The 26,501-nt window shown below is 64.9% G+C and carries 23 protein-coding genes and 1 pseudogene; 12 read left to right on the top strand and 12 right to left on the bottom strand.

The annotated features are described in order from the left end of the window. The first annotated feature begins 125 nt into the window (after positions 1-125). Together AC0L2V_RS17960 and AC0L2V_RS17955 are read left to right on the top strand one after the other, a co-directional pair. Positions 126-332, top strand: coding sequence for a hypothetical protein (locus AC0L2V_RS17960; protein WP_473520761.1), 207 nt, complete (start codon positions 126-128; stop codon positions 330-332). Then, positions 325-1,383, top strand: a complete 1,059-nt coding sequence (locus tag AC0L2V_RS17955; RefSeq protein ID WP_473520760.1) for a class I SAM-dependent methyltransferase — start codon at positions 325-327, stop codon at positions 1,381-1,383. The genes AC0L2V_RS17960 and AC0L2V_RS17955 overlap by 8 nt, the downstream gene beginning before the upstream one ends. Before the next feature lie 612 nt (positions 1,384-1,995). On the opposite strand, the gene AC0L2V_RS17950 is transcribed toward AC0L2V_RS17955, so the two are convergent. The 11 genes from AC0L2V_RS17950 to AC0L2V_RS17900 all read right to left on the bottom strand — a co-directional run bounded on the left by AC0L2V_RS17950 (position 1,996) and on the right by AC0L2V_RS17900 (position 14,459). Further along, positions 1,996-3,426, bottom strand: coding sequence for an FAD/NAD(P)-binding protein (locus AC0L2V_RS17950; protein ID WP_473520759.1), 1,431 nt, complete (start codon positions 3,424-3,426; stop codon positions 1,996-1,998). Continuing rightward, positions 3,423-4,598: an FMNH2-dependent alkanesulfonate monooxygenase gene (ssuD, locus tag AC0L2V_RS17945; RefSeq protein WP_473520758.1), complete on the bottom strand. Its 1,176-nt coding sequence runs from the start codon at positions 4,596-4,598 to the stop codon at positions 3,423-3,425. Before ssuD ends, AC0L2V_RS17950 begins: the two co-directional genes overlap by 4 nt. Before the next feature lie 31 nt (positions 4,599-4,629). Then, on the bottom strand, positions 4,630-5,877 hold the full coding sequence (locus AC0L2V_RS17940) for an SfnB family sulfur acquisition oxidoreductase (protein WP_473520757.1): 1,248 nt from the start codon (positions 5,875-5,877) through the stop codon (positions 4,630-4,632). Then, the gene (locus tag AC0L2V_RS17935) at positions 5,874-6,665 is read right to left on the bottom strand and encodes an ABC transporter ATP-binding protein (RefSeq protein WP_473520756.1); all 792 of its coding nucleotides are present in this window, start codon (positions 6,663-6,665) and stop codon (positions 5,874-5,876) included. The genes AC0L2V_RS17940 and AC0L2V_RS17935 overlap by 4 nt, the downstream gene beginning before the upstream one ends. A gap of 64 nt (positions 6,666-6,729) precedes the next feature. After that, on the bottom strand, positions 6,730-8,061 hold the full coding sequence (locus AC0L2V_RS17930; RefSeq protein WP_473520755.1) for an ABC transporter substrate-binding protein: 1,332 nt from the start codon (positions 8,059-8,061) through the stop codon (positions 6,730-6,732). Positions 8,062-8,110: 49 nt separating this feature from the next. After that, a complete protein-coding gene (locus tag AC0L2V_RS17925) occupies positions 8,111-9,148 on the bottom strand; it encodes a branched-chain amino acid ABC transporter permease (RefSeq protein WP_473520754.1) in 1,038 nt (345 codons plus the stop codon). A 3-nt stretch (positions 9,149-9,151) separates the two neighbouring features. Continuing rightward, on the bottom strand, positions 9,152-10,048 hold the full coding sequence (locus AC0L2V_RS17920) for a branched-chain amino acid ABC transporter permease (RefSeq protein ID WP_473520753.1): 897 nt from the start codon (positions 10,046-10,048) through the stop codon (positions 9,152-9,154). Next, a complete protein-coding gene (locus tag AC0L2V_RS17915; RefSeq protein WP_473520752.1) occupies positions 10,048-10,950 on the bottom strand; it encodes an ABC transporter ATP-binding protein in 903 nt (300 codons plus the stop codon). The genes AC0L2V_RS17920 and AC0L2V_RS17915 overlap by 1 nt, the downstream gene beginning before the upstream one ends. A 55-nt stretch (positions 10,951-11,005) precedes the next feature. Further along, positions 11,006-12,106, bottom strand: coding sequence for a dimethylsulfone monooxygenase SfnG (sfnG, locus tag AC0L2V_RS17910; RefSeq protein ID WP_473520751.1), 1,101 nt, complete (start codon positions 12,104-12,106; stop codon positions 11,006-11,008). Positions 12,107-12,131: 25 nt separating this feature from the next. Further along, entirely contained in the window at positions 12,132-12,701 is a 570-nt protein-coding gene (gene msuE / locus AC0L2V_RS17905; RefSeq protein ID WP_473520750.1) for an FMN reductase, read from the bottom strand. 1,377 nt (positions 12,702-14,078) lie between these two features. Further along, a complete protein-coding gene (locus AC0L2V_RS17900; RefSeq protein WP_473520749.1) occupies positions 14,079-14,459 on the bottom strand; it encodes an HNH endonuclease in 381 nt (126 codons plus the stop codon). A 147-nt stretch (positions 14,460-14,606) separates the two neighbouring features. Here AC0L2V_RS17900 and AC0L2V_RS17895 point away from each other — a divergent pair, with 147 nt between their 5' ends. Further along, positions 14,607-14,843: a DUF6074 family protein gene (locus AC0L2V_RS17895; RefSeq protein ID WP_473520748.1), complete on the top strand. Its 237-nt coding sequence runs from the start codon at positions 14,607-14,609 to the stop codon at positions 14,841-14,843. A gap of 233 nt (positions 14,844-15,076) precedes the next feature. Here AC0L2V_RS17895 and AC0L2V_RS17890 read toward each other — a convergent pair. Next, a pseudogene (locus tag AC0L2V_RS17890) lies at positions 15,077-15,529 on the bottom strand (ATP-binding protein); the annotation flags it as partial. An 818-nt stretch (positions 15,530-16,347) separates the two neighbouring features. Here AC0L2V_RS17890 and AC0L2V_RS17885 point away from each other — a divergent pair. From AC0L2V_RS17885 to fni, 9 genes are all read left to right on the top strand, one after another. Next, positions 16,348-17,550 carry a cytochrome P450 gene (locus AC0L2V_RS17885; protein WP_473520747.1) on the top strand — a complete coding sequence of 401 codons (1,203 nt, stop codon included), beginning with the start codon at positions 16,348-16,350 and terminating at the stop codon, positions 17,548-17,550. A gap of 92 nt (positions 17,551-17,642) precedes the next feature. Next, complete coding sequence (locus AC0L2V_RS17880) at positions 17,643-18,932, top strand: cytochrome P450 (RefSeq protein WP_473520746.1); 1,290 nt, start codon at positions 17,643-17,645, stop codon at positions 18,930-18,932. Position 18,933: 1 nt separating this feature from the next. Continuing rightward, positions 18,934-19,242, top strand: coding sequence for a ferredoxin (locus AC0L2V_RS17875; RefSeq protein ID WP_473520745.1), 309 nt, complete (start codon positions 18,934-18,936; stop codon positions 19,240-19,242). Next, entirely contained in the window at positions 19,229-20,074 is an 846-nt protein-coding gene (locus tag AC0L2V_RS17870) for an SDR family oxidoreductase (protein ID WP_473520850.1), read from the top strand. Before AC0L2V_RS17875 ends, AC0L2V_RS17870 begins: the two co-directional genes overlap by 14 nt. Further along, a complete protein-coding gene (locus AC0L2V_RS17865; protein WP_473520744.1) occupies positions 20,074-21,417 on the top strand; it encodes a cytochrome P450 in 1,344 nt (447 codons plus the stop codon). The genes AC0L2V_RS17870 and AC0L2V_RS17865 overlap by 1 nt, the downstream gene beginning before the upstream one ends. Positions 21,418-21,553: 136 nt before the next feature. Further along, on the top strand, positions 21,554-22,555 hold the full coding sequence (locus AC0L2V_RS17860; RefSeq protein WP_473520743.1) for a polyprenyl synthetase family protein: 1,002 nt from the start codon (positions 21,554-21,556) through the stop codon (positions 22,553-22,555). 295 nt (positions 22,556-22,850) lie between these two features. Then, entirely contained in the window at positions 22,851-24,401 is a 1,551-nt protein-coding gene (locus tag AC0L2V_RS17855) for a hypothetical protein (RefSeq protein WP_473520742.1), read from the top strand. After that, the gene (locus tag AC0L2V_RS17850) at positions 24,398-25,300 is read left to right on the top strand and encodes a terpene synthase family protein (protein ID WP_473520741.1); all 903 of its coding nucleotides are present in this window, start codon (positions 24,398-24,400) and stop codon (positions 25,298-25,300) included. Before AC0L2V_RS17855 ends, AC0L2V_RS17850 begins: the two co-directional genes overlap by 4 nt. 85 nt (positions 25,301-25,385) lie before the next feature. Next, a complete protein-coding gene (gene fni / locus AC0L2V_RS17845) occupies positions 25,386-26,438 on the top strand; it encodes a type 2 isopentenyl-diphosphate Delta-isomerase (protein WP_473520740.1) in 1,053 nt (350 codons plus the stop codon). Positions 26,439-26,501 lie beyond the last annotated feature (63 nt).

Below are 26,501 nucleotides of genomic sequence, written 5' to 3'. Positions count from 1 at the left end.
ATCCGCAAACACGTGACCGACCAAGAAGAAGGTTGTAGCGCACCTCACCACAACATCCAGCCGCCGCGGAACAATCATTTCGCCTCGAACTTGCTTATTGCCGGTCACCACAACCGGAGCCATCGATGTCTGACGGGCTGCCCAGGATACCTGCTGCGACCGCGCTTGCCCTGGTGACGACCGCTCCGGCTCCGCCCGTTACCGAGGAGGGCAAAGTGACGGATTTGCTACTCCACGACGGTGGTCGTCATCCCCGATCACCTGCGCCGGTCGTCGCCCGTGTGGTGCAAGGTCGGCAACATCGCGCCCACAAGGAGATTTCCGATGTCTGAAGCCAGTCAGGAAAAGTTGGATGCATTCTTGGGGAAAATGGTCGGCGATCTCGGTGCGATCGCTACGGGCGCGGGAGTCGTGCTGGGAGACAGACTCGGCCTGTTCAAGGCATTGCGCGAAGGCGGCAAGATGACGGCCGCCGAACTTTCGACACGCACCGGCACCCAGGAACGCCTTGTAAGGGAATGGCTTTCCGGGCAGGCGGCTGCGGGCTACGTCGACTACGATGAAGCCAACGACCAGTTCTATCTCAACGCCGAGCAGGAGCTGGTGTTCGCCGATGAAGATAGCCCGGCCTTCATGGCTGGCGCATTCGAGTTCTTGTCCGCGCTGTGGCTCGATGAAGAAAAGGTGAGGCAGGCATTCCAGTCCGGCAAGGGCGTCGCGTGGCACGATCATAGCGCGTGCCTGTTTCGCGGTACGGAACGGTTCTTCCGTCCAGGCTACAATGCCAATCTGATCGACTCCTGGCTGCCGGCCTTGGAGGGCGTCGTCGAGAAGCTCGAACGCGGCGTGGACGTCGCGGATGTCGGATGCGGTCATGGCGCATCGACCGTGCTCATGGCGCGTGCTTTCCCCAATTCGCGCTTCGTCGGCTTCGACTATCACGCCCCTTCGATCGAGCGCGCCCGCAAGGCCGCCGAGGAAGCCGGCGTCGGCGCCAACACGCGCTTCGAGGTCGCGGCCGCCAAGACCTATCCCGGCACCTATGACCTCGTCGCTTTTTTCGACTGCCTTCACGACATGGGCGACCCGGTGGGCGCCGCCACCCATGTCCATGGGTCGCTCAAGCCGGATGGCACGTGGATGATCGTCGAGCCGTTCGCGCATGATCATCTAGCGGCGAACCTCAATCCCGTCGGACGCGTCTACTATGCCGCTTCCACGTTCCTGTGCACGCCTGCGTCCGTGTCACAGGAGGTCGGGCTCGGGCTTGGCGCCCAGGCAGGCGAGGCGAGGCTGCGCAAAGTGGTAACCGGTGGCGGCTTCAAGCGATTCCGTCGTGCCGCGGAGACGCCGTTCAACTTGGTGCTGGAGGCCCGCCCCTAGCGCGGCCGTTGCTAGCTAGAAATTGCAGCTCATCGCATTTGGTGAATATCATCGCCAAAATTCCGGACGCAGGCTTATTGGGCAAATTTTCAAGCGCGTCACTCACCCTGAGATCAGATTGGAGTTGGTAAACGCCGACAGTAGTGAAGGCACGCGCAGCCAAGCTCGCCGCCTAAGGGTGCTCTCAGATTATCCGACGTCCGACGACCCGCACCGGGCTGCGGCGGCAGATTCTTTACCTCCTGCGGCACAAGGCCAGCAGCCTCGTTGTAGGCGTATTCCCGCCCAATTTTTTCTCGACCCACTTACCTGAAGCTCCGCCGTGGCGGGCTGATCGTCTCGGGTCGCTGTCATCATTGCGGCTGGCGTCAAGGCGGACAGCCGGGGCGAAGTCTGGTGGAGATCGGCACCTCAAAGGTCGAGAGGATCTGGACGGAGTTTTAAGCTGACCCGCCGCAGCCGTCACAAACGTAAAGCTCGTCGTACCAGGCGACAATGCAGAAAGCGCCAGGAGCGGCACGCGACCAGTGGCCTATTTGTCAACTCGAATGCGCATTCCACCTTCGCAATGCGTTCCGTCAGTGTCATCTGGATAGCCTCACCGTTTGCAGCTCACGACGCCTTGCGACGCAACGCTGTCTGGTATCCGAGCCATTGGTGAATTTCGCCGGCGATGCGCTCGGCATGGGCGGTGACTTCGGGAATTCCCATCAGTTCGCCAACGCTGCCGCGCGCCAGAGGCCCGCTGACGAAAATGCTGTCGATCGGTCGGCCGGATGTCCCGACCGCACGGCCTTGGCTGTCGGTCGCCAAGCCAAGACCAATCGGGTCCAGCCGGACCAGTCCCATTCGCCCGAGAGCGGCTATCGCGGTGTTGGTCCGGAAAATATCGGCATGCGCCGGCCCGGTTGTGACGATCACCCTGTCGAACGTCTCGATGGTCTGGGTGGGCTGGCGCCTTGGCCGCAGCGTGGCGCGAATGCGCCCGTCGACTTGCTCGGCGGCGGCAATCGATGCGGCGCGATAGGCGAGCGTGCCTTCGGCAACCCGGCGATCGAGCACGGCCGCGATCTGTGGCGCTATGCGGAAGCGATGCACATCCCACAGCGCGCGCAAATGGCGCACGACGCGGCGTTGCTCCGCGAGCGGCAGGGCCTGCCAGATGATTTGCCCTTGTCGCCGGACAGCGTCGAGCACCGGGTGCCAGCCTTCGCCCTGCTGCGCGGCGGTTGCGATGGTCGACCGGATACGCCTGAGAAGCACGGTGGCGCTGCGTGCCGGCAGGCCGGTGAAGTCGCCGATCGGATCGGCATGCATAGCCGCATGGCCTCGCGACCGGTAGCCATGGCGCGAAAGTGCTGTGATGCGACCGCGATGGCCATTGCGGTCGAGCGTTGCGATGACATCCGCCGACGTCAGTCCAGTGCCAACGACAAGCACATGGTCATCACGTCCGATCGCTTCCAGCCTTTCGAGATCATAGGGATTGGCCACAAGCCCGACTGCGCCAATCACGGACTGCAGCGGCAATGGCAAGGCCGGTGGCGGATGCGTCGTCGCAATCACCAGCGCGTCCGCTGCGAGCGTTCCTCCATCAGCGAGGATCAGATGGTAGCCCTCGCCACTGAGCTCGGCTGACGCAACCGCGGATCTGACATGGCGGATCGTTTTACCGAACAGAAAGGGCTGAAGATGGGATTGCACGTAGCGCCCGAAAACGCGACGCTGCGGGTAGAGCGCTCCATTGGCGGCAATGGCCTCGGGATCGTCCGCAATGGCGCCAGTTTGCTCCAGCCAGTCGGCAAAGTGGCTGTCCTGGCCGGAGATCAGCGTCATCCTCGACGCCGGCACATTGATGCGGTGTGAAGGATCGGGCGTCGAATAGGCCAGGCCATAGCCGAGCCCCTCTCTGGGCTCGACGACCACGATATCGGCAGCTCCGGCGGGCAGAAGCCGCGCAAGATGAAACGCAGTCGCCGCACCGGAGAAGCCGCCGCCGATGATGACTACGACCGGCCCTCTGCCCGATTCTCTGGCGCTCAAGATTGACTCGCGCGCAGCGCCGACGGTCGATGGTCGCCGGCCACCGTTTCGCCAAAAGGCCCCATGTTCACGGCCGTCGGTCGGGTCGAGATTTCATGATCGAGCGGCAATAGCGGTAGCACCAGTTCGCCAAAACGATAGGCTTCCTCCAGATGCGGATAACCGGAGAGGATGAAGGTATCGATGCCGATACGCCGGTATTCGTCGATCCGTTCCGCCAGCGTGGCCGCATCGCCGACCAGGGCGGTGCCGGCGCCGCCGCGAACCAAGCCGACGCCGGCCCACAAGTTCGGACTGATTTCCAGCTTGTCGCGACGACCGCCATGCAGGCGACTCATGCGCGACTGGCCGACGGAATCCATGCGCGCGAAAACCTTCTGCGCCTCGGCGATCGTCCTATCGTCGAGGCGGCTGATCAGCCGGTCGGCATCGGCCCATGCCTCGTCATTGGTTTCGCGGACGATGACATGCAATCGGATTCCAAAACTCACCGCTCGTCCCGCCTTCTCGGCAAGGCCGCGCACATGGTCAACCTTTGCGGCGACGTCGGCCGGCGGTTCGCCCCAAGTCAGATACTTGTCGATCTGTTCGGCGGCGACCGCGTTGGCCGCCTCTGATGAGCCGCCGAAATAGAGCGGCGGATGTGGCGTCTGCACGGGCGGAAACAGCAGCCGGCCATCCTCGATCCGGAAATGCTTGCCTTTGAAAGCGACGGTTTCGCCGCGCAGCACGGCCTTGTAGATGTCGAGGAATTCCCGCGTCACCTCATAGCGCTCGTCATGGCTGAGGAAGATGCCGTCGCCCTTGTTCTCGACCGGGTCGCCGCCGGTGACAACATTGATTAGCAGGCGTCCGCTGGAAATGCGGTCGAGCGTCGAGGTCATGCGCGCGGCGAGCGTCGGAGATTGCAGGCCCGGCCGGACGGCGACAAGAAAGCGAAGCCGCTGCGTCAGCGGCGCCAGAGCCGACGCCACGACCCAGCTGTCCTCGCAACTGCGTCCGGTCGGCAGCAGCGCGCCATAGTAGCCGATGGCATCAGCGGCCTTGGCGACCTGGGTGAGGTAGGGCAAGTCGACCGCCCTGCCCCCCTCGGAGGTGCCGAGATAGCGGCTGTCGCCATGGGTCGGAAGAAACCACAGGACCTTGATCCTGTCGGGAGTGGCAATGCTCATGAATAGTCCTCTGTGACTTGGCGCGCCTTGCTCAGCTCCAGGCATGGAGCGGCGGATTGACGTCGTTGAGGTAGTAGTTGCCCAGGATCGCGTATTTCCAGCGCACCGGATCGTGCAGCGTGTGGGTGCGGGCGTTGCGCCAATGCCGGTCGAGATTGTGCTCGGCCAGCGTCGAGCGCGTGCCGGCGAGCTCGAACAGCTTGTTGGTGGCATTGATGGCGATCTCGGTGGTGAGGATCTTGGATTCCGCCACAGCGATCTGCGCTTCAGCGACGGTCTTCTCATTCGGGTCGGCGACAGCGCGATCGACGGCAAGCCCGGCCTTTTCCAGAACTGCCTCTGCCGCATTGGCGCGCAGACGAAGGTCGCCGATCGCCTGGATCGTATAAGGATCCTGCCAGGCATGATCGACGCCGCTGTCTATCCAGGCGCGCGACTTGGTACGCACGAAATCGACCGTCTCGTCGATCGCCGCCTTGGCGATGCCGAGATCGACGGCGGCCTGGATGATCTGGAAGATGGCTCCGTCGGCCGTCGGCCGGTCGTAACCCTTATAGCCGGGAACCAGATGCGTCTTCGGCACCTTGACATTGTCGAGCAAGACCGTGCCGGACAACGTCGTCTTCTGGCCGAAGCTCGACCAGTCGTCGATGACCGTCAGTCCGGGCGCGCCGCGATCGGCGATGGCATACCAGGCGCGGCCCTCGTCATCGAGCGCCACGATCGGGACCAGGTGCGCGAGTAGCGCGCCGCTCGAATAGAATTTCTGACCATTGACGACGACATGGTCACCGGCGTCGACGAACTTGGTTTCGAAGTCGGCCGCCCGCTTCGAGCCGAACTCGGAGAACGCGTTGCCGAAGCGGGTGCCGGACAACACCTCGGCGAAAAGCAGCTTCTTCTGGGCCTCGTCGGAGACGGTGCGGATGGCGGCGACGACGCCGAGATGGTTCTGCGGAATCTGGCCCAGCGACGGATCGGCCGCCGAGATGATGGTGATCACTTTCGACAGCGTCATATAGGAGAGCTCCGGCCCGCCATAGGCTTTCGGCACGTTGATCGACCACAGGCCGCTCTGCGAAAACGCATCGAGCTCTCGCTTCGGCCAGAGGCGTTCACGGTCCCGCTTGGAGGCATCCTTGGCGAATTCCGCGGCCAGTTTTTCGGCGACAGCGATCGCCTCGGCGTCGGTCCTGATAACATGCGCCTTGGCTGACGGACGCTCGACCGGTGGCACGGCGCTGCGGATATCGGACGGCTGCTTCGATTGGATGGTCATGCTGCGGTCTCCTTGGGGAAATGGTCGGATGGAAGCGGCGAGCCGCCGAGATAGTAGGTCTTGATGTCAGTGCGCTGGCGCAGGTCGGCAGCCGATCCTTCGAGGACGCTGACGCCGTTCTCGAGCACGGTGGCGCGGTCGGCGTATTTCAGCGCGACCGCCGAATTCTGTTCGGCAACGAGGATCGAAAGGCCTTCGTCGCGGTTTAGCCGTTTCAGGGCGCTGAAGATCTCGTCGACGATTAGCGGCGCGAGCCCCATCGACGGCTCGTCCAGAACAAAGAGCTTCGGCCGCGACATCAGGCCCCGGCCGATCGCCGTCATCTGCTGCTCGCCCCCGGAAGTGAGGCCGGACCGGGTTCGCCGCTTCTCGGCGAGCCTTGGGAAAAGTGAATAGACACGATCGAGGTCGGCCTTGACGCCGGTGCGAGAGGACGAGCGTCCGAGCGCGCCGGTGAAGAGGTTCTCTTCGACCGTCAGCGAACGGAAGCAATGCCGGCCCTCGAGGACCTGGACGAGGCCGCTGCGGACGAGTTGCGAGGGGCTTGTCCTTGAAACATCCTCGCCATCGAAGGTGATCCGACCGGCGCTAACAGTGCCGCGCTCGGCCGGGAGGAGATTGGACACCGCTCGCAGCAGCGTCGTCTTGCCGGCGCCGTTGGAGCCGAGCAACGCGACGATCTGACCTTTGCCGACCGTCAGGTCGACGCCATGCAGGGCGGCGATGGCGCCATTATAGACGGCTTCCACGCTGGCAACTGACAGGATCGGGTTTTCCGGGCTAGACATCGATGACTCCGCTGGGAAGCTGGATGGCGCGGCCGGCCAGATTGTCGGCCGCGCCATGGCAAACTCAGTTGCTGACCACCGCTTCGGCGTCTTCGGCCGTGCGGATCTTGATGCCCTTCTCGCTGGCATAAGCCTCGGACGACTTCTCGATGATCGGGCGCAGCAGCTTCCAGTCGGGCGCGATCCAGTCGGACACGACGTTCCACTTCTTGCCGTTCCACTGCTGGAAGGTCACGTAGCCGTCACCCTCGTGATTGTCCCAGGAGACATTGATCGAGTGGAATAGGTCCTTGGCGCCGAGCGCCTCGACGCGCGCCGGATCGAGCTTGAGATGCTCGAAGCCCCAGCGGACTTCGTCTCCGGTCAGCGTGCGGGTACCGAACTTGGCCTGTGCGATGCGGACCGCCTCGACATTGAGGATACCGTTGACGATGCCGAGATTGTGGTAGACCAAGCCGATGCGGCTCTTGTCCTCGAGATTGCCTTTGCCGTCGCCGTAGACCGTTTTGACGATCTCTTGGACCACCGGATACTGCTCGCCCGAGGCCTGGGTGGTGATGGCCGTATAGCCCTTGGCGGCATCGCCCGCGGGGATCACGTCCTCTTCGGAATTCGACCAGACATTGCCGACAATGTGATCGGCTGGGAACCCGGTCTTCTGCGCAGTCTTCAACGCTACGGGGTTCATCACGCCCCAGCCGCGCAGCACCACATAGTCGGGACGCTCGCGACGGATCGTCAGCCATTGTGCCTGCTGCTCGTTGCCCGGATGCGGAACCTCGATCTGCGACAGTTCGAAGCCGTATTTCTGCGCCAGCAGCTCGTAGATCGGGATCGTCTCCTTGCCGTAGGGCGAGCCGTGATAGAGCACCACGATCTTCTTGCCCTTGAGCTTGTCCAGGCTGCCTTCCTTGGAAGCGATGTAGTTCACGATGCCGGAAGTCTCGCTGTAGGGATTGAGCAGCAGCGGGAAGACGTAAGGGAACACGCGCCCGTCCGTGGTGTCGGTGCGGCCGTGGTTGATGGTGATCAGCGGCACCTTGTCGTCAGTGATGCGGTCGATCATGGCGTAGGCGATGCCGACCGAAAGCGGGTTCCAGGCGGCGATACCCGGATTGCTCTTCAATCGTTCGTAGACCTCGACGCCCTTCTCGACCTCATACTGGGTCTCGCCTTCGCTCCAGGTCAGCTTGACGCCGTTGACGCCACCGTCGCGGATGTTGATCAGGTTGAGGTAGTCGATGAAGCCGCCGAAGAAGCCGGTGCCGCCGGCGGCATAGGGGCCGACGCGATAGCTCTGCAGGGGGAAATACTGTTCGTCGGCGTGGACAGCCGTCGCGCCGAGCACGAAGGCCGTGGCGATCGCGGCTTTCTTGAGATGACTGAAGAAGGTCATGAGTTGCGTCTCCTGAGGTGTGGGTCCGTGAGAGGATGTCGAGCGGCGCTCAGCTGGACCTTGAGCCGATCCGTCGTTTCAGGCGGCCGAAGAGGGCCGACAGCCCGTTCGGTTCCGCGATGAGGAAGATGATGATGAGTGCGCCGAGCACGATGCGCTGGCTCATGTCGAGCACGCCCGAATCGAACAGGCCGCCAAACGCGAAGGCGCCGATCCGGGACAGAAGAAGCGGGAAGACGACGATGAAGGCCGCGCCCAGAAACGCACCGCGCTTCGAAGCCAGTCCGCCGACGATGATGATGAACAGGATCTGGAAAGAGCGGTCGAGGTTGAAGCCGGCCGGCTCTACGGTGCGCAGGTAGGTGAAGGCCCACAGCACACCCGCGACGCCGATAATGAAGGACGAGATGGCGAAAGCCAGCAGCTTGGTTCGCAGCACCGGCACGCCGATGACGCGCGCCGCCGTTTCATTGTCGCGCACGGCAATGAAGTTGCGGCCAGTGGCGCTGTTGACCAGCCGCCAGACAAGAGCGGTGAGCACGATGACCGTGGTGACCGAAAGCAGGTAGCGGCCGGTCGCGCCATCGAGCGAAAATCCCGCGACGGTAAGGCGCGGCGCGGAAATAACCCCGGACGGATTGTAGTTGGAGAACCAGCCGAACTTGGTCAACGCCCATTGCACGAAGAACTGGGCGGCGAGTGTCGAGACGGCGAGATAGAAGCCGCGCAGTCGCAGGCTCGGCAAGCCGAACGCGACGCCGATTCCGGCGGCCGAAAGCCCGGCCAGAATCATAGTTGCCGCCAGAGGTAGTCCTTCGACCCGCAGGTTGAAATTATAGGCGGCGAAAGCGCCGACAGCCATGAAGGCGGAGGAGCCAAGCGAAAGCTGGCCACAGTAGCCGGTCAAGAGGTTGAGGCCGACCGCCGCCAGGCTGAGCGCCAGGAACGGCAGCAGGATTGCCTCGACGAGATAGCTCGACGCATAGGCGGGGATCAGGCCGTAGCCGACGACGATCAGCACGGCCGGCAGAGCTAATCTCTGCCAGTCGATTGGAGGCCTTTCGGCATCGAGCGCTTGCACGGCCATCGGTCAAACCCTTTCGACGGTTTTCTGGCCAAACAGGCCGGATGGGCGCACCAGCAGGACCACTAGGGCCAGCGCATAGGCGAACCAGCCTTCGATGCCGCCGCCGACGAAGGGGCCGAGATAGACCTCAGCGAGTTTTTCGCTGGCGCCGATGATGAGGCCGCCGACGATGGCGCCGAGAATGGAATCGAAGCCACCAAGCACCAGCACCGGCAGCGCCTTCAGCACGATCAGCGACAGCGAGAACTGGATACCGAGACGGGCGCCCCACAGCAGCCCTGCGACAAGCGCCACGAACCCCGCGGCCGTCCACACCGTTCCCCATATCCGGGGCAGCCGCAGCCCGACGGCAAGTGCTGCAAACTGGTCGTCGGCGACGGCGCGAAATGCCAGCCCGATCCGGGTCCAGTAGAAGAATGCGCTCAAGCCCGCCACGATCGCCGCCGCAATGCCTGCGGCGAGAAGGTCAAACGACGAGATCAGGATGCCGACGACCTCGAAGGGCGTGTCGTCTATGCCGAGATCGAGCCCGTGCACCTGCGTGCCCCACATCAGCTGGGCAGCGCCCTCGATGATGTAGGACAGGCCGAGTGTGGCCATGAACAGCGTCATCGGCGAGCGATTGACCAGCGGCCTCAGCACAGACCGCTCGATGGTGAAGCCCAGCGCGACCATGACCGCGAAGGTGATGAGCAGCGAAAGCGCGAAGGGGATGCCGCGTTCGACGAGGCTGACAAAGGTGAGCGCTGCGAACAGCACCATCGACCCTTGCGCGAAGTTCAGCACGCCCGACGTCTTGTAGATCAGCACGAAACCGATGGCGACAAGCGAATACATGACACCAGAGAGCAGGCCGCCGAGCAGCACTTCGATGACGAAGAGGAAATCATAGTAGCTCATCAGATGTCCTCGCCATTCTCGCCCACGGCGGTGCCGATATAGGCCCGGATCACTGCCGGATCGGCCCTGACCTCGGCCGGCGTCCCGTCTGCGATCTTGCGGCCGTAGTCGAGCACGGCGACCCGGTCGGAGAGTCCCATGACCACGCCGATATCGTGCTCGATCAGGATGATGGTGACGCCGTGTCGGTCGCGCGCGGCGCGCACAAACCCGGCCATCTCGGCTTTCTCGGTCGCCGTCATACCGGCCATCGGCTCGTCGAGCAGCAGGATCTTGGGCTCGGCGACCAGGGCGCGGGCCAGTTCGACCCGCTTCTGCAGGCCGTAGGGCAGCGTCGTGACCAGGCGGTCGGCGACGGCCTCAAGATGCAGGAAGGCGATTACCTGGTCGACCTTTTCGGCGATTCCCGCATCTTCACGCCGGGCGCGTGGCAGACTGGCAATGTGTTCGACGAAGCTGGCGCGCCTGGTGTAGACGCGGCCGGACGCGACGTTGTCGCGCACGGAGAGACCGCCGAACAGTGCCAGGTTCTGGAAGGTTCGTGCAACGCCCAGTCGCGCCAGACGACTCGCCGGCACCCGGGAGAAGGACTGGCCGCCGATCGCAATTGTGCCGTGGTCGGCATGATAGAGGCCGCTGATGATGTTGATCAGCGAAGATTTGCCGGCGCCGTTGGGGCCGATCACCGCGCGGATCTCACCGCCTTTGACCTCGAGATCAATGTCGCTCAGCGCCTTGACGCCGCCAAAGGAAATGCCGATCCCGCTCAATGCGAGAACCGCATCCGGCCGTAACGAGAGGCATGCCGGACGCCTGTCGCCGACGAGGTTAGTCACCGCGAGGATGGCGGAAATTTCGGGCGCGCGCTCGTATGCGGCGGCTCCCAGCGAAGCACCAATCATGAAACGTCCCTGATTTGAAGGAGAGCTGGCAGCGGCCCGAGCGGCCGCGCCTGACCTATTCCGCGGCGACAAGTTCCCTGTCGCGAGCCTCTTCCAGTTCGCGCACCAGTGGAATGACGCGCTTGCCGAAGAACTCGACCTCTTCCTGGAAATGCAGGAAGCCGAGCAGGATCAGGTCGGCGCCGGCATCCTTGAGCTTTAGGATGCGTTCAGCGATCTGTTCCGGCGTGCCGATGAGATTGCTGCGGAAGCCGTCATTGTATTGCACGAGATCCTCGAAGGAGGATTTCGCCCAATTGCCTTCTCCTTCCGGCGAGGCCTTGCCGGCATTCTTGACCTGATCGGCAAAACCCTGGACTGCCTCGGGATTGGCCTTGGCGATGATCTCGTCGAGCACTGCGCGCGCCTCTGCCTCGGTCTCGCGAGCGATGGCGAAGGCATTGACGCCGATCTTGACCTTGTGGCCATTGGCCTTCGCCTTGGCGCGGATGTCGTCGACCTGCTTCCGGATCTCCTCCGGCGTGTTGCCGTTGGTGAAATACCAGTCGGAGACACGAGACGCCATGTCGCGCGCGGCGCGCGACGAGCCGCCCTGAAAAATCTCGGGCAAGGGCTCGATCGGCTTCGGCTTCATCGAATAGTTGGTGAAGCGGTAGAAATCGCCCTTCAGCGTGAAACTGTCCTCGGTCCAGATGCCACGCAGCGCTCGGATAAATTCCTCCGACCGGCGATAGCGCTCGTCATGGTCGAGCCAGAGTTCACCAATGGCGGCGAACTCGCCGCGGAACCAGCCGCTGACGACATTGACGGCGACGCGGCCATTAGTCAGGTGGCTGATGGTAGCGATCTGCTTGGCCGCCAGCGCAGGATTCCACGGGCCGGGCAGGATCGCCGCGATGACCTTCAGCGTTGTGGTGGCGGCAAGCAAGGCATGGCTGAACGACACCGATTCGTGCTGGTTGTCGGCGCCGTAGCCGGCGGTGAAGCGTATCTGGCTCAGCGCGTAATCGAAGCCATTGGCCTCGGCGATCTGGGCGAGTTTACGGTTGTACTCGATATCCCAGCCGGTCCGCTGCTCGATGTTGGAGATGACCAGTCCGCCCGAGACATTCGGAACCCAGTAGGCGAATTTGAGGCTGTCGGAATGCGAGGCCATGTCGTTGTTCCCTTTTTTGATTGATTCAGCCGACGCGCGTGGCGACGGCATCGTTCGCATGACTGGAATTGAGCAAGGACACCGCTTCGCTAGCGGCCCTTGAAATGCGCTCGATGATGGCCGCACCGGCGATCTCGCCTTCGATGAAATCGTCGGGCGCGCCGTAGACGCCGGTCGGGACGGTGACGGCACCGAAAAAGCCGAACAATGGCCGGAGCTGATGTTCGAGCACCAGGCCATGGTATGGGCTGCCACCGGTCGCCGCGAGCAGCACGGTCTTGCCGGTCAGCGCACGATAATCAACGAGATCGAACAGGTGTTTGAGGGCGCCGGTGTAGGAAGCCCGATAGACAGGCGTTCCGACCACGAGCAGGTCGGCCTTCTCGACACGCTGGATGATCGCTTCTCCGGATGCACCGAGTGCGTCGCGGGATAGCCCGGCGAAAAGCGAGGGTGCCGCCTCGGTGATCTCGATCAGACCAGTGTCGGCCGGCACGCGCAACGCGACCGCCTTGACCAGCGCGTTCACCACCGCGGTGGTGCGGGATGGTGTGTTTACGCCGCCCGATATTCCGAGAACCGATAGCCGTGCCAAGTCATCAATCTCCACACTTTGCATGGGCGCTAGGCCAGCAACCAAACTCAAGCCAAACGATATTCTATAAAATCTGTAGAGATAAGGTACTTTGTTCTGATGTTTTCGCGTCAATGGGAAAAACGGCGCTGTTGGCCGCATGGCAAGGGCCAAGCTTCACTGCCCCTCGTATGATGCGATGGGCACCCTCAGCCCTAGTCGGTCTTCTAGCTGGCAGCAGGGGTCGCCTTGGTCCTTCAAAGTTTCGCGGCTTGCTCGGATCCATTGGGGCGAGATGGCCGCACGGATTACGACGAGTACCTCATGGCCGGTTCACACGTCTTGCCAGACTTGGTTTCTACGGACGAGGTGGCAGTCCAGAGCGCCGTGCCTTCCCTGCGCGCGGTTGACGCGTCGGCCCCGAAGCGTTTGGCGCAGGCCCGGCACCAGTCTAAGGGCCCGAGCCCGGTGTACGAGGCTCATTTGGGCGACGGCCGCCCAGACCGCGACGACTTGGCCGGCTCTCATCGCGACTGTATCTGTGTGCAAAAAAGGGCACCCCGATTGAATCCGGATTACCTTTATGCCGCTGACAGCCCTGTGCCTGCGGTCTGCACGCGCCCTGCCGCCGCCAGCAGGTCGGTGGGTGATCAGGCCAGGGATGTTTCGCTCGGCATCGACGATGACGTCAGGGCGATACGATTTCAAGGGAAAGAAGCCGCTTGAGCCGGTAGGCTAGCAGGCCGATCCCTGACATGCCGCTGCCGCGCGGATCACCAGGTGCCCGCACCGCCTCGGACCGGCAAGCTGAAAAAAACGGGTAGCTAGGCGCCGACAGCGGACCGTCCATCTTCGGCACTGAAGCCTAGGAAGCAGTTATTCCGGGACGGATCTCCGTCAAGCCGGAGTGTCATGCAAAAGGTCGCACACTTGGAGTATGACTGCGCTGTGAAAAATGGCGAAGCCATGAACGAGCTGAAAGACACGCCTATTCCCGCCATTTCCGATTTCCCATCGTCCTGATGCCTCGTCTGCTTTAGCTGATAACGGGCCAGTGCGAGACGGGCGGCATTTATCTCCGGACGGATGCGACCTCAGGATAGGGACGGGCAACTTTAGCCTCTTCTGGCAGGGTTTGCATGGTCCTTTCTTGCCGTCCTTACGGTTGGATACACGACACCTCGAGCACCGCTGCATCTGATTATTCTGGCGGGCATCGCAGCTGGTGCGGTTACATACGGCAGTGCATATGCTGCTTTTGAACCTCGTGCCCTTCGGGACGCCGGATTGAAACTTGCATGGCCCTGCGCTCCAACCCACAGGTGCCGACTCTGGCTACTTCCTCGTCATAAAAAAGCCGGTCGCGCGGGGCGAGCTAAGGTAAGGGGCAACAAATGCCTACGCTGCTCCCGCGATAATGGCGTTAAGCTCTTCGATGGTGAGGCACTGCTTTGTCCGGTGCACCATCCGGTGGCAATTGGAGCACAGCGTTGCCAGATCCTCGATGGTCGTAACCTCGCCCTTTCCGTCCCGGCCGGAGAGCGGGTCAACGCGGTGGCATTCGATGTAATCCTTGCCGTGTTCGCCGTAGAAATCCTCGAAGTGGAAATGGCATGACTGGCAGATGCTCCCATAGTAGGCCTTTGCATCAGCAACGATGTTCGCGTTTCGCCTGATCCGAACCAACTTCGGCCCGGCACCGCCCGCCCAGTACCTCTGCACTGAGGATTTGACGGGTTGGGTGGGTTGAAGAGTGGGCACGCTGTTGATGGTTGACAAGCAGTTCGCTGCTGCGGGCGAGGGGCCCGGCTGCCTGCCGCTTCGTGGAAATGAGTTTGGAGGTAGCGCTTGTCCAAAAAAAGCGCCGTTAACGAAATTTTTTAACACTCCAATGCTTGACGCGAGACTGGAGGCGTGAGGTGATCGATGGGTGACTCAAACATATGCGCGTTTCCGCTGCATCGTCGGCGGAAATTGGTCGAAGACATCGTCCGGAAGAACGGGGAGGAGGCCAATGCCTTCTGGCGCAGCACCGTGAAGACAATTCTCGTCCAGCTGTCCGTATTAGGAATTGCACCGGGGCTCGCCGAACAGGAAATTGGAACGCTTCTCCGTGCTGTCTTAGGTGATATATCCACCCGGTCTGCGAAAGTCGCACAATAGCATCGGCTCACGAGGAAGGATTGCCGCGTGAAGAAGCTATCAAGCGACATCCGGAACTGACCCCTCGGCGACACTTAAAACTGCCCCCCTTGGTTGATGGACTGTGGCTCGGTCCCGGCGTCCACAGGAGGGACCCGCGCGTAGCGGAGCGCCTCCACGCGGCTGGCGGAGCGGAGCGCGGGAGGTACCTGTGGGCTCCGGGGTGCCGGCACGCCGGGGCGCAAATCTGTCGGCTATCGTGCGTCATGAGCCTTCTCCAGGTTGAGGTTGGCTGAGTTGAAGATACCGGCACGGCGCTTCTCGCGCAGGCGGTAGCTGTCGCCGCGGATCGTGATGACATGGCTGTGATGGAGCAACCGGTCGAGGATGGCTGTGGCCACGACCGGATCGCCGAATACCTCGCCCCATTCGCCGACGTACCGGTTCGACGTGATGAGCAGACTGCCGCGCTCGTAATGCCTGGAGACGAGCTGGAAGAACAGGTGCGCCGCGTTGGGGTCGAACGGCAAATACCCGAGTTCGTCGACGATCAGCAGCTTGGGCTTTGCATAGAACGCCAGGCGCTCTTCGAAGCGGCCCTCCTGATGCGCCTTGGCGAGGGCGGCAACCAAGGCCGGGGCGGCAACGAACAGCACCGAGTATCTTTCGCGGATGGCATCCGGCCGAGCGCGAGGGATACGATGTGTTGGCAGAAGGCCTGAAATGTGCCGGGATTATCGGAGTTCGGATGCTGTGATGCTTTGGTCGGGCATCGGGTTCATTCCGATCCTATGGTCCACGCCGATCCTCAAGGCCCTAAGCGAGTGATTCAGATGAACAAGGCGGCTCCTAGGTCGCTCTCCAGTACCGAAGGTAAAAAATAGCCGCACTTCGCAAATCCGCATCCCGCCCTCAACGCTTCGGCGCGTCGAGAGCCGGCCTAATGGCACTCGCCGCATTGACAGAGTACGTAATCAGCGGGCCGGGCGGGCATCGTTCTCGGTCTATCCGGTGTCACCCTCCTGGTCGGTTCCAGCTCCGGGAGTTTTTCCGGCAGGCATGATCGAGGCGACCGCCAAATGCCACCACCGTCGCTGAAGTGCTGTCGCCCTGGGCGCTGGCAGACTCACACCCAACCTCACACTTGAACGGGGCAAGCCGCCGACGTTCGTTGAGACGCTCTGTACGACACCGCCGGTAGTCAAAACGCTGCAACAGATCCTTCACATCAATTTACAAGATCTTCACGACCGCCAGCCGTTGACAGTGGTAGGGTCACCGCAAGTCTGAGGTCCGGCACGGCTAACAAAAGTAATGCCGACCATTCTCGGACCGCCGCACAGCACGCAACGACGGGTTAACAGCAATAGTAAAGAAGAGCGGTCATCTTGGTTGAAGGTCATAGGGGTATTGGTCTGCTATACGTTCAAGCAGCTCAGTGTCCTGGTCTTCAACGTCATTCGCTGCCGCAGCGCCTGCCGGTCACCTTCCGCCCTTTCCATCGCTTAGAGAGTGAAGTGCCACCATGTCCGAACAACCCTTGCCGACGCTGCCGATGTGGCGCGTCGATCACATCGAGCCCTCGCCCGAGATGTTGGCGCTATGCGCCAATGGTCCGATCCACCGCGTGCGCTTCCCGTCCGGGCATGAAGGCTGGTGGGTGACAGGCTACGACGAGGCCAAGGCGGTGCTGTCCGACGCGGCGTTCCGACCCTCGGGAATGCCGCCAGCGGCATTCACCCCGGATTCCGTGATTCTCGGTTCGCCGGGGTGGCTGGTTTCGCACGAGGGGGGGGAGCATGCCCGGTTACGCACGATCGTGGCGCCGGCCTTCAGCAACCGCAGGGTGAAGCTGCTCGTGCAGCAGGTCGAGGCGATCGCCGCGCAGTTGTTCGAGACGCTGGCGGCCCAGCCCCAGCCCGCCGACCTGCGGCGCCACCTCTCCTTTCCGCTTCCGGCCATTGTCATCAGCGCGCTGATGGGCGTGCTCTACGAGGATCACGCCTTTTTCGCCGGGCTGTCCGACGAGGTGATGACGCACCAGCATGAAAGCGGCCCGCGCAGCGCGTCGCGCCTGGCCTGGGAAGAACTGCGCGCCTACATTCGCGGCAAGATGCGGGACAAGCGCCAGGATCCGGGCGACAACCTGCTGACGGATCTGCTCGCGGCGGTCGACCAGGGCAAGGCAACCGAGGAAGAGGCGATCGGCCTGGCGGCGGGCATACTGGTGGCGGGGCACGAGAGCACTGTCGCGCAGATCGAATTCGGTTTGCTGGCCATTTTCCGCCATCCGCAACAGCGCGAACGTCTGGTCGGCGATCCGTCCCTGGTGGACAAGGCGGTGGAGGAAATCCTGCGCATGTACCCGCCGGGCGCGGGCTGGGACGGCGTCATGCGCTATCCGAGGACCGACGTGACCATCGCGGGCGTGCATATTCCCGCGGAGAGCAAGGTGCTGGTAGGCCTGCCGGCGACGTCGTTCGATCCGCGCTATTTCGACGACCCGGAAATCTTCGACATTGGACGCGACGAAAACCCGCACCTGGCGTTCTCCTACGGGCCGCACAACTGCGTCGGGGCGGCGCTGGCCAGGCTGGAACTCAAGGTGGTGTTCGGTTCGATCTTCCGGCGCTTTCCCGCGCTACGCCTGGCCGTGGCGCCCGAAGAATTGAAGTTGCGCAAGGAGATCATCACGGGCGGGTTCGACGAGTTCCCGGTGCTCTGGTGATGCGCGGACGCCGCCGGGGATCGCGATCTTCTCCGCAATTTGCCGGGGCGCCTGGCGCGCCGGTCTGATCAGCCAGCCAACAGGTAACCAGGATGGACGTGCAAGAAACCACAGCAGCATGCCGGGACGCCTTTGCCGAACTGGCGTCGCCAGCGTGCATCCACGACCCGTATCCGTTCATGCGGTGGTTGCGCGAGCACGATCCGGTGCATCGCGCGGCCTCGGGCCTCTTTCTGTTGAGCCGCCACGTCGACATTTACTGGGTGCTCAAGGCCACGGGCGATGCGTTTCGGGGACCGGCGCCGGGCGAACTGGAGCGCTATTTCCCGCGTGCGGCGACCAGCCTGTCGCTCAATCTGCTGGCGTCCACGCTAGCGATGAAGGACCCCCCGACGCATACGCGTCTGCGCCGGCTGATCTCGCGCGATTTCACCATCCGCCAGATCGACAACCTGCGGCCGAGCATCGGGCGCATCGTCGCAGCGCGCCTGGACAGCATGGCGCCCGCGCTGGAGCGCGGGGAGGCGGTGGATTTGCATGGGGAATTCGCGCTGGCCTTGCCCATGCTGGTCTTCGCCGAACTGTTCGGCATGCCCCAGGATGACGTGTTCGGGCTCGCCGCCGGAATCGGCGCCATTCTCGAAGGCCTAAGCCCGCGCGCCAGCGATCCCCAGCTCGCCGCGGCGGACGAGGCCAGCGCCAAGGTGCATGCCTACTTCGGCGACCTCATACAGCGCAGGCGCACCGATCCCCGCCACGACATCGTGTCGATGCTGGTCGGCGCACACGACGACGATGCCGACACGCTGTCGGATGCGGAGTTGATCAGCATGCTGTGGGGCATGCTGCTGGGCGGCTTCGCCACCACTGCTGCGAGCATCGACCATGCGGTCCTGGCGATGCTGGCCTATCCCGAACAGCGACACTGGCTGCAGGGGGACGCCGTGGGGGTGAAGGCATTCGTGGAAGAAGTCCTGCGCTGCGACGCGCCCGCCATGTTCAGCTCCATTCCGCGTATCGCCCAGCGCGACATCGAACTGGGCGGCGTGGTGATTCCGAAGAACGCGGACGTGCGCGTCCTGATCGCGGCCGGCAATCGCGACCCGGACGCGTTCGCCGATCCCGACCGCTTCGATCCCGCGCGGTTCTACGGCACCAGTCCTGGCATGTCGAGCGACGGGAAGATCATGCTGAGCTTCGGCCACGGCATCCACTTCTGCCTCGGTGCGCAACTGGCCCGGGTGCAGTTGGCCGAGAGCCTGCCGCGGATCCAGGCGCGCTTCCCCACGCTGGCATTGGCCGAGCCGCCGACCCGGGAGCCCTCCGCGTTCCTTAGGACGTTCCGCGCGCTGCCGGTGCGGCTGCATGCGCCGGGGAGCTGAGATGCGCGTCGTGGTCGACCAGGATCTGTGCGGAACCACCGGGCAGTGCGTGCTGACGCTGCCGGGCACCTTTCGCCAGCGCGAACCGGACGGCGTGGCCGAAGTGTGCATGGCGACGGTCCCGCCGTCGCTTCACGCCGCCGCGCGGCTCGCGGCCAGCCAGTGCCCGGTCGCCGCCATTCGGGTCATCGAAACCGACGCTGGCGATGACGAGTGCGCCAGCGCCGACCCTGCGCCTTCTCCGGCGGAGGCCGAGCGGCATGCCGCGAAAGACCAACGCAATCCTGAAGGACACGATGGGACGGTTTGAAAGCAAGGTGGCCGTGGTGACCGGCGCCGGCGCCGGCATTGGCAAGGCATGCGCCCTCGCCATCGCGCGCGAGGGCGGCAGAGTGGTGGTGGCCGACATTGATGGCTCGGCGGCCATCGCCTGCACCGCGCAGATCGCGGCCGAAGCGGGCCACGCGCTGGCCCTGGCCATGGACATCGCCGATGCGCAGGCGGTGGCAGCGCTGTTCGAGACGGCGGAGCGGCACTTCGGTGGGGTCGACATGCTGGTGAACAACGCGAGCGCCATGCATCTGACCCCGCGCGACCGCGCGATCCTCGACCTGGACCTGGCGGTATGGGATCAGACCATGGCGACCAATCTGCGCGGCACGCTGCTCTGCTGCCGGCAGGCCATCCCACGGATGATCGCTCGCGGCGGTGGCGCGATCGTCAACATGTCGTCGTGCCAGGGGCTCAGCGGTGACACCGCGCAGACGTCCTACGCCGCGTCGAAGGCGGCGATGAACATGCTGTCGGCCTCGCTCGCCACCCAGTACGGTCATGCGCAGATCCGCTGCAACGCGGTTGCGCCGGGTCTAATCATGACCGGGCGTCTCCTCGCCAAGCTGGACGAGTGCATGCAACGGCATCTGCGCCGGCACCAGCTCCTGCCGCGCGTCGGGCGCCCCGAGGACGTGGCCGGGCTGGTGGCGTTCCTGCTCTCCGACGATGCTGCGTTCATCACCGGCCAGGTCGTGTGCATCGACGGCGGCATGCTGGCGCATGTGCCGACGTACGCCGACGGTGGCAACAGCCGCGCCGCGCGGCCTGCCGGCGACACCGCCGAAGCGGCCGCGGCGCCGGGCTGCTGATGGACATGCTGCTCAACCCGCTGAACCGTCGGCACCGGCTGCGGGACGACATCCCGGTCGTGCCCGGCGCTTTCCCCCTGGTCGGGCATCTTCCCGCCATTGTCTGCGACCTGCCGCGCCTGCTGCGGCGCGCGGAACGGACGCTGGGCAGCCACTTCTGGCTGGATTTCGGCCCTGCCGGACACATGATGACCTGCGTGGATCCGGATGCGTTCGCACTGCTCCGGCACAAGGACGTGTCCTCGGCGCTGATCGAAGAGATCGCGCCCGAATTGCTTGCCGGAACGTTGGTCGCCCAGGACGGCGGCGCGCACCGGCAGGCGCGCGGTGCGATCAAGGCGGCGTTCCTGCCCAAGGGGCTGACCCAGGCCGGCATCGGCGAGCTGTTCGCGCCCGTCATCCTAGAGCGGGTGCAGGCGTGGCGCGACCGCGGCGTCGTAACCGTCCTGCGCGAAACCGGCGACCTGATGCTCAAGCTCATCTTCAGCCTCATGGGGATCCCCGCGCAGGACCTGCCGGGATGGCGTCGCAAGTACCGGCAACTGCTGCAGTTGATCGTCGCGCCCCCGATCGACCTGCCCGGACTGCCTTTACGGCGCGGCCGCGCCGCCCGCGACTGGATCGACGCGCAGTTGCGCCAGTTCATCCGCGACGCGCGCGCGCATGCCGCGCGCACCGGGTTGATCAACGACATGGTGAGCGCCTTCGATCGCAGCGACGATGCGCTCTCCGATGACGTCCTGGTCGCCAATATCCGCTTGCTGCTGCTTGGGGGTCACGATACCACCGCCTCGACGATGGCCTGGATGGTGATCGAGCTGGCGCGGCAGCCTGTGCTGTGGGACGCCCTGGTCGAGGAGGCGCAACGCGTGGGCGCGGTGCCGACCCGACACGCGGACCTGGCGCAGTGTCCGGTCGCCGAGGCGCTGTTCCGCGAGACGCTGCGCGTGCATCCGGCGACTACGCTCCTGCCGCGTCGCGCGCTGCAGGAATTGCAACTCGGACAACGGCGCATTCCCGCGGGCACCCATCTGTGCATCCCACTGCTGCATTTCTCGACCTCGGCGCAGCTACACGAGGCGCCTGATCAGTTCCGTCTGACGAGGTGGCTGCAACGCACGGAGCCAATCCGGCCGGTGGACATGCTGCAGTTCGGTACCGGCCCACACGTCTGCATCGGCTACCACCTGGTATGGCTGGAAATGGTGCAATTCTGCATCGCCTTAGCGCTGACCATGCACAAGGCCGGGGTGCGGCCGCGGTTGCTGAGCGGCGTCGAAAAAGGCCGGCGCTATTACCCTACCGCACATCCGTCCATGACAATCCGCATCGGATTCTCATGAGCCGGCATCGCATGCCCCCGCAACGGCGCCGGCGACGCGCGGCATTGCTGCACTCGGTGCGCGCGCTCGGTGCGACGCCGGCAGCACCGCGGCGGCTCGCTGCTCGCCGTGGTCGTCTCCTGTCAGGTACAAGGACATGAACAACATGCAGACCGGTTCCACGCTACACGACGACCGAACTGGCGTTTCCGCGCTCGGCGGATTGGGCGCGCAGGCGCGCGGCGCATCCGGCAGGCTGCTGCCGGAGATCTGGATGCAGGACGGCGCAAAGCGGGTCGAACAGGCGCTGGCGCGTCTTCTCTGCGCCGAAGGCAACGGTGAGCTGATGGCGGCGATGCGCTACGCCACCTTGCATGGCGGGAAGCGCACCCGCGCCTTGCTCTGTCTGGCTGCCGGCGCACTGGCCGACACGCCGGCGCACATGCTCGACGACATCGGCGCCGCCATCGAGATGATGCATGCCTGTACCCTGGTCCACGACGACCTGCCCGCGATGGACGACGACGTGCTTCGCCGCGGCATTCCGACCGTGCACGTCAAGTTCGGCGAAGCCACTGCGATCCTGGTCGGCGATGCGCTGCAAGCGCACGCCTTCCTGACCCTGGCGAGCCTGGATCCGCCGGGCGACAACCGTATCGCGCTCGTGCGCGAACTGGCGCAGGCGGTGTCCGCCGAGGGTGCCGCAGGCGGGCAGGCCATGGATCTGTCGCTGGTCGGAAAGCACGTTGAGCTGGACAGGATCATAGCGATGCACCGGATGAAGAGCGGAGCGCTAGTGCGCGCGTCCGTTCGCATGGGCGCGCTATGCGCCATCGCGGAGGATACCGCGCATGCTGCGCTGTACCGTGCGCTCGATCGCTACAGCGCCTGTTTCGGCCTGGCGCTGCAGGTGGTCGACGACATTCTCGACGCGACAGCGGATACCGCGACGCTGGGCAAGACCGCCGGCAAGGACGCGGCGGCGCAGAAGCCGACCTGCGCGTCGATCATGGGGCTGCGGGCAGCGCGCCAGTTCGCGCTGGATCTGTTGCGCGACGCCGGGGAGGCCATCGCCCCGCTGGGGCCGCGTGCGGAACGGTTGGCGCAGATGCTGCAGCGGGCCAACGCGTATCTGCTCAAGCACGCGCCATGCGCATGAGCGCGCCTGTCCGCCTGGAGTCGCCCCTGTGCCGCTGCGATCGCCGGCGGCAGCGGTGCATGCTGCACAGTGTCCGAGTCCGCGGCGCCGATCGCAGCGGTTGTCCAGCACGACCGCGGCGCATGCGGCGCGCTGCGCGCGAGCCTATGCGGCGGACCGGCGCCAGCATCGGGGCGCGTCGCCGCGCGAGGCCGTCCGGCGCTGCCCATGCGCCGGGCCGCGACGGGCCCGCGGCGACGTGCGGCGTCTGCCCGATCCTGGTTCTCGTCAATCCTCTGCAGAAGGAACATCCCGCGTGGATGAGCTGTCCGAACAGATCCTTTCCGAATTGCGCCACCTGCTGAGCGAGATGAGTGACGGCGGCAGCGTCGGTCCGTCCGTCTACGACACGGCGCGAGCTCTGCAGTTCCGCGGCAACGTCACCGGTCGGCAGGACGCATACGCGTGGCTCATCGCGCAGCAACAGGCCGATGGCGGATGGGGAAGCGCGGACTTCCCGCTGTTCCGGCATGCGCCCACGTGGGCGGCTTTGCTGGCATTGCAGCATGCCGATCCTCTTCCCGGCGCTGCCGACGCAGTCCAGGCTGCAACCCGGTTCCTCGAGCGCCAGCCCGATCCCTACCAGTATGCGGTGCCGGAAGTCGCGCCGATCGGCGCGGAGCTGATCCTGCCGCAGTTGTGCGGCGAGGCTTCATCCCTGCTGGGCGGCGTGGCGTTCCCGCGCCACCCGGCGCTGTTGCCATTGCGGCAAGCGTGCCTGGTCAAGCTGGGGGCGGTGCCGACGTTGCCGAGCGGCCATCCGTTGCTGCACTCCTGGGAAGCCTGGGGGACGTCGTCGACCACCGCATGCCCGGATGACGACGGCAGCATCGGCATCAGTCCGGCGGCCACCGCCGCGTGGCGTGCGCACGCCATGACACAGGGGAGCACGCCGCAGGTCGGGCGCGCCGACACGTATCTGCAGGCGGCATCGCGGGCGACGCGCAGCGGCATCGAAGGTGTCGTTCCCAACGTCTGGCCGATCAATGTGTTCGAGCCATGCTGGTCGCTGTACACCCTGCATCTGGCCGGGCTGTTCGCGCATCCCGCGCTCGCCGAGGCGGTGCGCGTGATCGTCGCGCAGCTCGACGCCCGCCTGGGCGTGCGCGGCCTGGGCCCGGCCTTGGACTTCGCGGCCGATGCGGACGACACCGCCGTTGCGTTGTGCGTCCTGCGCCTTGCAGGCCGCGACCCGGCGGTCGATGCGTTGCGCCATTTCGAAATCGGCGAGCTCTTCGTCACCTTCCCCGGCGAGCGTAATGCCTCGGTGTCGACCAACATCCATGCCTTGCATGCGTTGCGACTGTTGGGAAAGCCCGCCGCCGGCACCAGCGCCTACGTCGAGGCCAATCGCAACCCGCACGGTCTATGGGACAACGAAAAATGGCACGTTTCGTGGCTGTATCCCACCGCGCATGCGGTCGCTGCGCTGGCGCAAGGCAACTCCCAGTGGCGCGACGAGCGCGCGCTGGGGGCGCTGCTGCAGGCGCAGCGCGACGGCGGCGGCTGGGGCGCCGGTCGCGAGTCCACATTCGAGGAAACCGCCTATGCGCTGTTCGCGTTGCACGTGATGGACCGGAGCGAAGAGCCGACAGGGCGCCAGCGCATCGCGCAGGCGGTGGCGCGTGCCCTGGAGTGGATGCTCGCCCGCCATGCGGCGCATGCATTGCCGCAGACGCCGCTGTGGATCGGCAAGGAACTGTATTGCCCCACCCGGGTCGTGCGCGTGGCCGAACTTGCCGGGTTGTTGCTGGCGCTTCGTTGGGGGCGGCGCGTCCTGGCCGAGGGACCAGGAGCGGCGCCATGATCCAGACCGAACGCGCGCTGCAGCAGGTGCTGGAGTGGGGGCATTCCCTGACCGGGTTCGCCGACGAGCATGCCGTGGAAGCGGTCAGGGGCGGCCAGTACATCCTGCAGCGTATCCAACCGAGCCTGCGCGACACCAGCGCCCGCACCGGCCGCGATCCGCAGGACGAAACGCTGATCGTGGCGTTCTATCGCGAACTGGCGCTGCTGTTCTGGCTCGACGATTGCAACGACCTTGGCCTGATCGCGCCGGAGCAGCTCGCCGCGGTGCAGCAGGCGCTGGGGCAGGGCGTACCGTGCGCGCTCCCCGGATTCGAGGGCTGCGCTGTGCTGCGCGCTTCGCTGGCTGCGCTCGCCTACGATCGTCGCGACTATGCTCAGCTTCTCGACGATACCCGGTGCTACTGCGCGGCGCTCCACGCCGGACACGCGCAGGCGGCAGGGGCGGAACGCTGGTCCTACGCCGAGTACCTGCACAACGGCATCGATTCGATCGCCTACGCGAACGTGTTCTGTTGCCTGTCGTTGCTGTGGGGGCTGGACATGGCGGCCTTGCGCGCGCGTCCGGCGTTTCGCCAGGTCCTACGGCTCGTCTCCGCGATAGGGCGCCTGCAGAACGATCTGCATGGACGCGACAAGGACAGGTCGGCCGGCGAGGCCGACAACGCGGCGATCCTGCTGCTGCAGCGCTATCCGGCTATGCCTGTGGTGGAGTTCCTCAACGACGAGCTGGCCGGCCATACGCGCATGCTGCACCGGGTGATGGCGCAAGAACGCCTTCCCGCGCCGTGGGGACGGTTGATTGAGGCCATGGCGGCCATCCGCGCGCAGTACTACCAGACCTCGACCAGCCGCTACCGCAGCGACGCTGCGGGGGGAGGCCAGCGTGCGCCGGCCTGAACGCGCGGGAGACGGCGGCGTGCGCGCGCTGCCGTCGGTCCGATCCGACGCAACGCCGTCGCCCGATGCCACGGATGGAGCGAGCATGAGCGACACCGCCGTGAGCCGGCGCAAGGACGACCATCTGGACATCGTGCTGGATCGGCGAACGGCGCCGGCCATGGTCGCCGCCGGCTGGGAGTACATCCGTTTCGAACACTGCGCATTGCCCGAGTTGGACCTGACGCAGATCGACCTGCGCGCCTCGCTGCTGGGCAAGACCATGCGCGCGCCGCTGCTGATCAGCTCCATGACCGGCGGCATGCCACGCGCCGAAGCCGTCAACCGGCATCTGAGCGAGGCAGCGCAAGCCTTGGGGATCGGCATGTGCGTCGGTTCGCAGCGCGTGAGCCTGCAATCCCGCAACTCCCAAGGGCTGACGCGCGTGCTGCGCCGCCTGGCCCCAGACATTCCCTTGCTGGCCAATATCGGTGCCGCGCAACTGCGCGAGGCCGACGGCCTGGACCTGGCGCGCCGGGCGGTGGATGCGCTGGAGGCCGATGGACTCATCGTCCATCTCAATCCGCTGCAGGAAGCGGTACAGCCGGAGGGCGACCGCGACTGGCGCGGCGTCCTGGCGCAGGTCGCTCGCGCCGCGCGCAGCGTGGGCGTGCCGATCGTGGCCAAGGAAGTGGGGTCGGGCCTGTCCGCCTCGGTGGCCTGTGCGCTCGTCGAGGCGGGCGTGGCGGTGATCGATGTCGCCGGCGCCGGCGGCACCAGTTGGGCCGCGGTGGAGGGCGAGCGCGCCCGCGATGCCGCCGACCGTGCAGTGGCGATGGCGTTCGCCGATTGGGGGATTCCGACCCCGGCCAGCGTGCAGGCGGTCCGTCGGGCGCTGCCAACGGTGAAGCTGATCGCGTCGGGCGGGATCCGCGACGGCGTCGACGTGGCCAAGGCCATCCACCTGGGCGCGGACATCGCCGGGCAGGCGGCCGGCGTGCTGCGCGCGGCGACGGTGTCCACCGAGGCGGTTGTCGCGCATTTCGAGATCGTCATCCGCCAGTTGGCCGTCGCCTGCTTCTGCACCGGCTCGGGTGATCTGGCGGCGTTGCGTCAGGCGCGTTTGTTGCCCTCGGCGTCGCATCTGCCCTGCGGTTGATGCCGGCATTCGCCGGCGCGTGGCGGCGGGCGCCTAGGCTGCTGAAATACCTACGCTAGAGCC

Source organism: Mesorhizobium sp. WSM4814, from assembly GCF_055811595.1.
Note: the sequence above shows the minus strand (reverse complement) of the source record. Positions and strands in the feature narration are given on the sequence as shown.